This is a genomic window from Modestobacter sp. VKM Ac-2978, from assembly GCF_026968025.1.
Lineage (GTDB): Bacteria > Actinomycetota > Actinomycetes > Mycobacteriales > Geodermatophilaceae > Modestobacter.
Window position 1 is genome coordinate 54,323 of the sequence record NZ_JAPVBP010000013.1, and the last position, 10,423, is coordinate 64,745.

Annotated in this window: 9 protein-coding genes; 3 read left to right on the plus strand and 6 right to left on the minus strand. The window is 74.1% G+C overall.

Annotated elements, in window-relative coordinates; translation table 11 throughout:
* Positions 1–29 precede the first annotated feature (29 nt).
* Positions 30–389, plus strand: coding sequence for an ArsR/SmtB family transcription factor (locus O2W53_RS23705; protein WP_269165514.1), 360 nt, complete (start codon positions 30–32; stop codon positions 387–389).
* Positions 386–868 (plus strand): SRPBCC family protein, encoded by a 483-nt coding sequence (locus O2W53_RS23710; protein WP_269165515.1) that lies wholly within the window; start codon positions 386–388, stop codon positions 866–868. Before O2W53_RS23705 ends, O2W53_RS23710 begins: the two co-directional genes overlap by 4 nt.
* Positions 869–945: 77 nt before the next feature.
* Here the strand turns inward: O2W53_RS23710 and O2W53_RS23715 are convergent, their stop codons facing one another.
* From O2W53_RS23715 to O2W53_RS23740, 6 genes are all read right to left on the minus strand, one after another.
* Positions 946–1,578: a hypothetical protein gene (locus O2W53_RS23715; protein WP_269165516.1), complete on the minus strand. Its 633-nt coding sequence runs from the start codon at positions 1,576–1,578 to the stop codon at positions 946–948.
* Between the two features lie 176 nt (positions 1,579–1,754).
* The gene (locus tag O2W53_RS23720) at positions 1,755–3,434 is read right to left on the minus strand and encodes an alpha-amylase family protein (protein ID WP_269165517.1); all 1,680 of its coding nucleotides are present in this window, start codon (positions 3,432–3,434) and stop codon (positions 1,755–1,757) included.
* A gap of 11 nt (positions 3,435–3,445) precedes the next feature.
* Positions 3,446–4,495, minus strand: coding sequence for a TIGR03885 family FMN-dependent LLM class oxidoreductase (locus O2W53_RS23725; RefSeq protein WP_269165518.1), 1,050 nt, complete (start codon positions 4,493–4,495; stop codon positions 3,446–3,448).
* Positions 4,496–4,542: 47 nt separating this feature from the next.
* On the minus strand, positions 4,543–5,748 hold the full coding sequence (locus O2W53_RS23730) for a cation:proton antiporter domain-containing protein (RefSeq protein ID WP_269165519.1): 1,206 nt from the start codon (positions 5,746–5,748) through the stop codon (positions 4,543–4,545).
* Between the two features lie 116 nt (positions 5,749–5,864).
* Positions 5,865–7,550, minus strand: a complete 1,686-nt coding sequence (locus O2W53_RS23735) for an SLC13 family permease (RefSeq protein WP_269165520.1) — start codon at positions 7,548–7,550, stop codon at positions 5,865–5,867.
* 45 nt (positions 7,551–7,595) lie between these two features.
* Entirely contained in the window at positions 7,596–9,686 is a 2,091-nt protein-coding gene (locus O2W53_RS23740) for an elongation factor G-like protein EF-G2 (protein ID WP_269165521.1), read from the minus strand.
* A 154-nt stretch (positions 9,687–9,840) separates the two neighbouring features.
* Here O2W53_RS23740 and O2W53_RS23745 point away from each other — a divergent pair, with 154 nt between their 5' ends.
* Positions 9,841–10,011: a hypothetical protein gene (locus tag O2W53_RS23745; protein WP_269165522.1), complete on the plus strand. Its 171-nt coding sequence runs from the start codon at positions 9,841–9,843 to the stop codon at positions 10,009–10,011.
* The last annotated feature ends 412 nt before the right edge of the window (positions 10,012–10,423 follow it).

Genomic DNA, 10,423 nt, shown 5'->3' on the forward strand with positions numbered 1-10,423 from the left:
CCGATTGGTTGAGGAAGAGAGGAGGCGCAGTGGCGGCAGATGCCCTGTCCCGGGTGTTCTCGGCCCTGGCCGACCCCACCCGGCGCGACATGGTGGCCCGGCTCGCCCTCGGCGACGCCACGGTCAACGAACTCGCCGCCCCCTACGACGTGAGCCTGCAGGCGGTGTCCAAGCATCTCAAGGTGCTCGAGGACGCCGGCCTCGTCAGCCGCAGCCGGGAGGCCCAGCGCCGCCCGGTGCACCTGGAGGCGCAGGTCTTCGACCTGATGACGAAGTGGATCGAGCGCTACCGCCGCGAGGCCGAGCAGCGCTACCGCCGACTGGACGACGTCCTGGCTGCCATGCCGGACGACGTCTCCCCCACCCCTGGACAGGAAGGCCCGTCATGACCAGCACCAGCACCCGAGAGACCCAGATCGTCGCCGACCCCGACGTCCCGCTCGTCCGGATCACCCGCGAGTTCGACGCGCCCCGGGAGAAGGTCTTCCGCGCGCACACCGACCCGGCCCTGGTCGTGCAGTGGCAGGGCCCGAACGGCCTCGAGGCGCGGATCGACCACTACGACTGCCGCACCGGCGGCTCCTACCGCTACGTGCACGTCTCCGGCGGCGAGGAGCACGGCTTCCACGGCTGCTTCCACGAGGTCCGCTCCCCCGAGCTCATCGTGCAGACCTTCACCTACGAGGGCTTCCCGGACGGCGTCGCGCTGGAGAAGCTCGTGCTCGAGGAGCTCCCCGGCGGGCGCACCCGGCTCACCGCGACCTCGCTGGTCGACTCCTTCGAGGGCCGGGACGGCTTCCTGGCCAGCGGCATGGAGAGCGGGGTGCGGCAGGGCTACCAGCGCCTCGACGCCCTGCTCGCCGGCTGATCCCGGCCCGAGGAGGAGCGGCGGGCCTGGCCCGGGTGTGGCCCGGTCAGCGGGGACAGCGCTGACCGGGCCGGGGGTCAGACCCCGCCGTTGGTGACGTAGGCGCTCAGCAACAGCACGAACGCGCTGGCGGTGATCAACAGCCGGGCCGGGGTGAGGCCGTTGAGCAGACCGGCGATCACCCCGGCGTTCGAGGCCCGCACCTCGGCGGCCTGGGCGCCGCGGCGGAGCAGCCGCACCTCGTCGGCCAGCAGGGTGCCGCCGGCGCCCAGCAGCGTCAGCCCGAGGACGACGAACACCAGGGACAGCCGCTGGTCGAAGGTGTCCACCGCCGGCGCCAGGAACAGCACGACGATGAGACCGAGCAGCAGGCCGATCCCCGCGCCGGCCACCGGCGCCCAGGGGCCCATCCGCACCATCGGTCCGCCGCGCCGGGGCAGCCGCGGCCGAGGCCGGAAGCCGACCGGAGCGGTCGGGTGGGGAGGAGCCGGTGGTTCGGTGGCCGGTTCCTCCCGCTGGTCCGGCTCGGCCGCGGCAGCCGCCTCGACCGGTGCACCCTGGGGCACCTCGTCCGGGGTCTCCGGCACGGCCGGTCCCGGTTCGCCCTGCGTCCGTTGGCCGGGCACCACCGCCGCCGTCGACCCGGTGTCCGTCCGTCGTCCGTCCTGCTCGACCGGTCCGGCCGCCAGCACGTCCTGCTCGTCGCTCATCTGTGTGATCACCTCGGGTGCGGACGCTAGGTGGGCCCTGCGACGAAGCGGCGCAGGTGCTCGGGTGTGGCGCGCGGGACGCGCGGGACACCGGCGGGGAGTGACCCACCGTGGTCCCCCAGGTCCACAGCGTCAGCTCTCCCGGCGGAGCGTCCGCTCCGCCGGCAGAGCGTCGGCTACAGCAACCGCCGGCTGTCCTCGGCGACGAGCCGCAGCCAGCGGTACCCGTAGCCCTCCAGCGCCAGCTCGACCGACCCGTCCTCCGCGAGCTGCTCGCCGCCCGCGGTGAGCAGGTCCTCCAGCCGGTGACCGGCTCCGCAGCCGGGCACCGTGAGCGGCACCGTCAGGGGGTCCGGGCCGAGGTTGTGCACGGCGACCAGCGCCCCGTCGTCCCAGGTGCACAGGTGCGCCAGGACGGCGGCGTGCGGCTGGTCCAGCAGCTGGAACCCGCCCCAGCCGAGTTCCGGCGACTCGCGGTAGCGCCGGATGAGCAGCTTCATGAACGACAGCAGCGAGTCCGGGTCACGGCGCTGGTCGGCGACGTTCACGAACTCCGGCGCGAAGCCGCCGTCGACGACCGGCCGGGTCAGCTGGTCGGCCGGCGCCTCGGAGAAGCCGCCGTTGGCCCCGCCGGTCCACTGCATCGGGGTGCGCACCGACAGCCGGCTGCCGGCTGAGAGGTCCTCCCCCATCCCGATCTCCTCGCCGTAGAAGAGGACCGGGGTGCCGGGGAGGGAGAACAGCAGGCTGTAGACCATCCGCACCCGCCTCGGGTCGCCGGCCAGCATCGGCGGCAGCCGGCGGATCAGGCCCCGGTCGTAGACCTGCATCTCGGGGTCGGGGCCGAAGGCGGCGAACACCTCGGCCCGCTCGTCGTCGCCGAGCTTGTCCAGGGTGAGCTCGTCGTGGTTGCGCACGAACGTGCCCCACTGGCTGTCCGGGGAGATCGCCGGGCGGGCGGCCAGCGAGGCGGCCAGCGGGCCGGCGTCCCCGCGGGCCAGCGACAGGTACATCTGCTGCATCGTGTTGAAGTCGAACTGCATGGTCAGCTCGTCGCCGTCCTGCCCGCCGAAGAACTCCGCCTGCTGCTCGAACGGCAGGTTCACCTCCCCGAGCAGGACGCCCGAGCCGGTGCGGCGGCCCAGGAAGGCCCGCAGCGCGCGCAGGTACTCGTGCGGGTCGGGGAAGTGCGCGGCGTCGTCCTCGTCCACGCCGTCCGTCTCCAGCAGGAACGGGACGGCGTCGACCCGGAAGCCGGACAGGCCCAGCTCCAGCCAGAAGCCCATGATCTTGGCGATCTCGTCCCGCACCCGGGGGTTGGTGACGTCGAGGTCGGGCTGCTCGGAGTAGAAGCGGTGCAGGTACCACTCCCCCGTCTCCGGGCTGTGCGTCCAGATGCCGCCCTCGGCGTCGGGGAAGACCACCTGGTCGCTCGTGTCCGGGGGCTCCTCCGCCCGCCAGACGTAGAAGTCCCGGTACGGGGAGTCCTTGCTGGCCTTGGCCGACTGGAACCACGGGTGCTGGTCGGAGGTGTGGTTGACCACCAGGTCGGCGATGACCCGCATGCCGCGGTCCTTCGCCGTCCGGATCATCTCCACCAGGTCACCGTGCGTGCCCAGCCGCGGGTCGACCCCGTAGTAGTCGGTGATGTCGTAGCCGTCGTCCCGCCCGGCGGTCGGGTAGAAGGGCATCAGCCACAGGCAGGTGACGCCGAGGTCGGCCAGGTGGTCCAGCCGCTGGGCCAGGCCCTCCAGGTCGCCCACCCCGTCGTCGTTCCAGTCCATGAACGTCTCGACGTCCAGGCAGTAGACGACGGCGTTCTTCCACCACAGGTCGGACGTGTCGGTGATCCGCACCGGTCTCCTCCTCAGTCCAGGACGGCGGGCTCGGGCGCCTGCGCCGGACGGCGGGGCTGGGGTGGGCCGGGTGGGTCGATCGCCACCGCGGGGGCCGGTGCGGTGACGTCGAGCTGAGGCAGCACGTGCTCACCGAAGGCGTCCAGGAACGGCAGCTGCTCCTTGCCCACGTGGTGCAGGTACACCTGGTCGAACCCGAGGTCGACGTACTCGGCGAGCCAGGCCGCGTGCTGGCCGAGGTCGCTGGAGATGCGCACGCTCTTCCCCATGTCCTCGGGTCGCACGTGCTGACTGGCCAGGTCGAAGGCCTCGGTCGTGTCCAGGTCCCAGCACAGCGGCGGCGGGAAGACGTTGCTGCGCCACTGGTCGTGGGCGATCGCGGTGGCGCGCTCCGGGTCGGGGTCGTAGGAGACGTGCACCTGGATGGTGAGCGTGCCCTGCCCGCCGGCGTCCCGGTAGGCGGCGATGACCTCGCGCAGCACGTCGTGCGGCTGGTTGATGGTGACCAGCCCGTCGGCCCACTCCGCGTGCCGGGCGGCCGTCCGCGCCGAGACGGCCGGGGCGATGAGCGCCGGCTGCTGCTCCGGCAGCGTCCAGATGCGCGCCCGGTCGACGGTGACCAGCCCGTCGTGGCTGACCTCCTCCCCGGCCAGCAGGGCGCGGATGATGTCGACGCACTCGCGCAGCCGGGCGTCGCGCAGCTCCTTGCGCGGCCAGACGTGCCCGGTGACGTGCTCGTTCATCGCCTCGCCGGAGCCGAGCGCGACCCAGAACCGGCCGGGGAACATCGCGCCGAGGGTGGCGATCGCCTGGGCGATGATCACCGGGTGGTACCGCTGGCCGGGGGCGTTGACCGCCCCGAAGGGCAGCCCGGTGGTGGCCAGCGCCGCACCCAGCCAGGACCAGGCGAAACCCGACTCGGCCTGCCGCGGGTTCCAGGGCTGGAGGTGGTCGGAGCACATGGCCGCGGTGAAGCCGACCTGCTCGGCGTGCTGCACCGCGCGGAGCAGGTCGGTGGGGTGCACCTGCTCGTGGGAGTTGTGGAAGCCGATCACCGTCATGGCGCATGCCTACCGTCAGTGGTGATCATCCGCACGGCGAGCGCCGGTCAGCTGCCCGCGGCCCGGCGGTACAGCCGGCGGCCGGGCGCGGAGCTGATCCCGTGCGCGACGGTGCTGGCCGCGACCACCAGCGTGCCCGCCGCCCACAGCCGCGGGTCGGTCACGCCGTCCTCCTCGCTGAGGGTCAGGTAGAACAGCGCGCTCACCCCGATCGGCCCGAACCAGCCCAGGAAGACGGCGTCCCGCAGTCGCAGCCCCAGCGGGCGGGCCAGTGCCAGCAGCACGGGCAGGCGCCGAAGGAGCAGCACCGCCACCGGGAAGACCACCGCCGCCCAGCCGAGGTCGGCCCACGCCGACCAGGGCAGCAGGATGCCGAGCAGCAGGAACAGCGGGAGCACCAGGTACCGGTTCACGCCCTCGTCGATGGTGTTCTGCGGGCCGACCTCGTCCTGGGCGACGGCGAAGTTGTAGGCCAGCCCGGCGACGAAGACGGCCAGGACGCCGTCGGAGTTCGCGATCCGGGCGATGCCGAGCACCGCGACCGCCAGCACCAGCGTGAACACCAGCGACGGGCCCTCGTCGACGTCGGAGCGGCTCATCGCGAAGCTCATGGCGCGGCCGGCGATCAGGCCGACCACGATCCCGATCACGGTGCCGACGACGACCTGGTAGAGCCCGTCGAGGGCGGCGTGCCCCAGGGAGTCGGCGAGCACGAGCGCGATCCCGAGCAGGACCAGCGGCAGGGCCAGGCCGTCGTTGGCGCCCGACTCCTCCGAGAGGAGCTGCCGGGTGCGGGCCGGGAGGTGCTCCTCGGCCGGCTTCCCGGTGACCACGCTGGAGGCGAGCACCGGGTCGGTGGGGGTGATGCAGGCGCCGATGAGCGCGGCCAGGGCGACCGGGATGCCGAGCACCAGCCAGGCCAGGCCGGCCGAGAGCGCGGCCATCCCGAGCATGCCCACCGTCACCAGCACCGTCGTCGGGGTGACCACCGGGCGCAGCCGGCGCACCGGGAAGCGCAGCGCCACCCCGATCAGCGAGATCGCGAGCAGCACCCGGGCCATCTCGTGCACCAGGGGCGTGCGGAGCGGGTCGCTCAGCTCGACCAGCCCGAGGACCTGCGGGCCAACGACCACCCCGAGCAGCAGCGCCAGCAACGGCTCGCTGAACGGCAGGTCGCGCATCTTGCTGGACAACGCGGCCAGGGCCACCGCCAGGCTGCCGACCAGCGCGTACCCCAGGTGCAGGTCCTCCACGATCTCCCTCTCCGCCCGGCTCGGCTGACGCAGGACGACGCGCCGGTCACGTGCCCCGGCGCCCCCTGCCCACCGGCCGCCCGCCGGGAAACACCGACCGCTCGTCCGGCGGGAGCTCAGAAGGTGATGCCCAGGGCGATCCCGCCGAGGAAGTAGACCGCGGCGGTGATCAGCACGATGCCGATCACGTTCAGGACGACGCCCGCGCGGATCATCTGCCCGATGGTGACGTAGCCGGAGCCGAACACGATCGCGTTGGGCGGGGTGGCCACCGGCAGCATGAACGCGCAGGTGGCGGCCAGCGCAGCGGGCACCAGCAGCACCAGCGGGAAGAGGTCGAGCCCGAGGGCGACCCCACCGAGGACTGGCAGGAAGGCCGCCGCCGTCGCCGTGTTGCTGGTGACCTCGGTGAGCAGCAGGACCACCCCGGCGGTGACGACCACCAGGAGGATGGTCGGCAGCGTCCCCACCGCGCCCACCTGGTTGCCCACGTACTCGTCCAGCCCGCTCGCCTGCACCGCGGCGGCCAGGCTCAGGCCGCCACCGAAGAGCAGCAGCACGCCCCAGGGCAGCTTCTGCGCCTGCTGCCAGTCCAGTGCGGAGACGCCCTCCCGGGCCTTGACCGGGATGAGGAACAGCGCGACGGCCGCGGCGATGGCGATGGTGGCGTCGTCGAGGTTCGCCACGAACGGCAGCACGTCGGTCAGCGCGCCCCAACCGGTCAGCGGCTGGCGGAACACCCACAGCAGGGCGGTCGTCACGAAGACCACCAGCACGGTCCACTCGCCCCGGGACATCGAGCCGAGCTTCTCGATCTCGGACTGGATCACCCGCTTCCCGCCCGGGATGTCGCGCAGCCCGGACCGGAAGGCCACCTTGGTGAGCACCAGCCAGGCGAGCACCAGGAAGACCGCGGCGAGCGGCAGGCCCATCAGCATCCACTCGCCGAAGCCCAGCTCGATGTCGTAGTTCTGCTCCACGAAGCCGGCGAGGATGAGGTTGGGCGGGGTGCCGATCAGCGTGGCGAGCGAGCCGATGCTGGCCGCGTAGGCGATGCCCAGCATCAGGGCGACGGCGAAGTTCCGGGTGTCGGAGTCCTGGATGAGCTCGGTGACCGCCGGGCCGCCGTCGCCGGGGGTGTCGCCGCCGCCGTCGGTGTCGGTGTCGGTGGCCGCCTGGACGGCCTCGGCGTCGACGCTGCCGGCGGCCACCCGGTCCAGCACGAGCATCAGCACGCTGAGCCCGATGGGCAGCATCAGCACCGTGGTCGCGGTGTTGCTCACCCACATGCTCAGGAAGGCGGTGGCGAGCATGAACCCGGCGATCAGCCGGGGTGGCTTGGTGCCCACCGCCCGCACGGTGAGCAGGGCGATCCGCCGGTGCAGCTCCCACTTCTGCATGGCCAGGGCGATCATGAAGCCGCCCATGAACAGGAAGATGTTGGGGTTCGCGTAGGGCGCGGCCGCCTCCTCCACCGACAGCACGCCGAGCAGCGGGAAGGCGACGATCGGCACCAGCGCGGTCGCCGGCAGCGGGAGCGCCTCGGTCATCCACCAGACGGCGAGCAGCACGCCGATCGCCGCCGTCGTCCGGCCGGCGGTGCTCAGGGCGTCGTCCTGGCGGAGCAGGAAGTAGACGACCAGCGCGGCGACCGGTCCGCCGATCCGGCCCGCCCACTGCCGGCCGGGCGGGACCGAGGTGTCGGTGACGTTCGCCTGCTCCCCACCCCGGCCCGTGGCGGGCCGGCTGCGGTCGGTCGCCTCCGCCGCGGGTGCCTGCTGCTGGTCTGCCCGTCGTGCCACGGTGGGTCCTCTCCTCGACGTTCGACCGGCGCCGCCGGCCCGGGCTCAGGCCGGTTGCAGGTCGGCGACGACGGCGGCCGGGGCCGGTTCGTGGCCCAGCGGACGGCGGGTGAACCGGCCGGTGCCGTGCGACACCGACCGCAGCGCACGCGGGTAGGTGATCAGCTCCCGCTCGGGCACCTCGGCGTGCACCGTCGTCTCCTCGCGCTCGGGTTCGGGTTCGGCGACGCTACCGGTGACCCGGGCCCGCCGCCCGGCGAGGTCGCCGAGGACCGGGCCGACGTGCTCGGCGGGGACCGTCACCTCCACGGCGCACCAGGGCTCCAGCACCTGGGTGCCGGCCGCGGCGGCGAGCTCCCGCAGGGCCAGCGCGCCGGCGGCGGAGAACGCGGCGTCGGAGGAGTCGACGGAGTGCGCCTTGCCGTCGACGAGGACGACCTCCACGTCGACCAGCGGGCGGTTCCCGCTGATCCCGCGGGCGGCCTGGGCGCGGACCCCCTTCTCCACGCTGGCGTGGAACTGGGTGGGCACCGCCCCGCCGACCACCCGCTGGCTGAAGGTCACCCCGGACCCGGCCGCACCCGGCCGCCCCTCGAGGACGACGACGGCGTACTGCCCGTGCCCGCCGGACTGCTTGACGTGCCGCCCGGTCACGGTGGCCGGACCGGCGAGCGTCTCGACCATCGGCACCTGCACCTGCGGGGTCTGCACGGCGACCCCGTACCGGCCGCGCAGCCGGTCCAGCAGCACCTCCGCGTGCGCGTCGCCCACGCACCACAGCAGCAGCTGCCCGGTGTCCGGCCGCCGCTCCACCCGCACCGCCGGGTCCTCGGCGGCCAGCCGGGTGAGCGCACCGGCGAGCCGGTCCTCGTCGCTGCGCGAGGCCGCCTCCACCGCCACCGGCAGCTGCGGGTCCGGCAGCGGCCAGGGCCGCACCACCAGCGGGTGCTCCGGGTCGGAGAGGGTGTCCCCGGTCTCCGCGCTGCTCAACCGGGCCACCGCGCACAGGTCGCCGGCCGGGCACTCGGCGACCGGCCGTAGCGCGCTGCCCAGCACGCTGGCGAGGCCGCCGACCCGCTCGTCGGCGTCGTGGTCGGGGTGCTGCTCGCCCCAGCCGGAGCCGTGGCTGCCCACGTGCACCGGGACGTCGGGGCGCAGGGTGCCGGAGAAGACCCGCACGAGCGAGATCCGGCCGAGGTAGGGGTCGGTCGTCGTCTTCACCACCTCGGCCACGAGCGGCCCGGCCGGGTCGCAGCCCACGTGCCCGGCGGGTCGACCGTCCGGCCGGGCGACCGCTGGGCACGGGCGCTCCAGCGGCGAGGGGAAGGCGCTCACCAGCAGGTCCAGCAGCTCGGCCACCCCAAGCCCGGTGGGCGGCGCGGTGCACAGCACCGGGTGGAAGTCGCCGCGGGCGACCGCCGTCTCCAGGTCGGCGACCAGGTCGGCGACCCCGATCGGTTCCCCGGCGAGGTAGCGGTCCATCAGCGTCTCGTCCTCGCTCTCGGCGATCACCCCCTCGATCAGCTCGGCGCGCAGCCGGTCGCGCTCCGGGTCGCCGGGCAGTGGTTCCAGCAGGGAGGTGAGCGCGCCGTCGTCGCCCAGCACGTGCAACGGGTGCACCCCGGCGCCGAGCAGCTCCCGGCAGCTGCGCACGACCGCCGGGACGTCGGCCCGCGGCCGGTCGACCTGGGTGACCACGACCGCCCGCGGCAGCCCGACGGCGGCGCACTCGTCCCACAGCTGCACGGTGCCGGCGTCCACCCCGGCCACGGCGGAGACGACGACCAGCGCGGCGTCGGCGGCCCGCAGCGCGGCCCGCAGCTCACCGACGAAGTCGGGGGCGCCCGGGGTGTCCACCAGGGTGACCCGGTGGCCGGCGTGCTCGACGGTGGCCGCAGCCAGCGAGACCGAGTGCTGGAGCCGGACCTCCACCTCCTCGGTGTCCAGACAGGTGGTGCCCTCCTCCACCCGGCCGGCGCGGGGCAACGCCCCGGCAGCCGCCAGCAGCGCCTCGGCCAGGGTGGTCTTGCCCGCGCCAGCGCGGCCGACCAGCGCCACGTTGCGCACCTGCTCGGGCGGGCGGGGTGCCGGTGCACCCGCGCCGGTTCGGTTGCTGCTGCCGCTGTGCGTCGCCACGCAGACCTCCGGACGTCGTCGTCCCAGGTGCCCACCCTGACCCTGGAGGTCGGCCAGGACAAGAGCTGGGCGCACCGGGCCTGACCGGCCAGGCGAGACTGGCCGGCGTGCTGCCGCCGTCGGGGACGCCGGGACCGACCTGCCGGTCCGCTCGGTGCTGCCCGCCCTCGACGCGGCGATGACCGCGGCCGGCGCCGCGGTGCTGGTGGCCCCGGACGGCAGCCCGGTGGTGGCCGGCGCCGCACCCAGCCAGGACCAGGCGGAGCCGGACCTGCCCTGGCGGGGGTCCCACGGCTCAGGTGGCAGGAGCACACGGCGGCGGTGAAGCCGCCCTGCTCGGCGTGCTGCACGGCCCTCAGCAGGTCGGTGGGTGCACCTGCTCGTGGGAGCTGCGGAAGTCGATCACGATCACGGGTCCCATGCCCACCGGGACCGGCGATGACCCACAGGGTCAGGTACGTGGCGGGACGAGCTGACGGGACGTGGCGCGCGAAGCCCTCGGCTGCGCCGACCCGGACAGCCCAGGGACTGCGAGTGCTGGTGTCCGCCGGAGCCATCGAGCCCGCCGTCCCGGTCCGGAACGCCACGAGCCGGCCGGCGCCTCAGCCGGCGGCGAGCCGCATGGTGGGGACGCCGTCCGACACCTGCAGGGGCGCGCCCGTGGCGGCGACGACGTCGGCGACGGTGACGCCGGGAGCGGTCTCGCGGAGCACCAGCCCGGTGTCGGTGACGTCGAT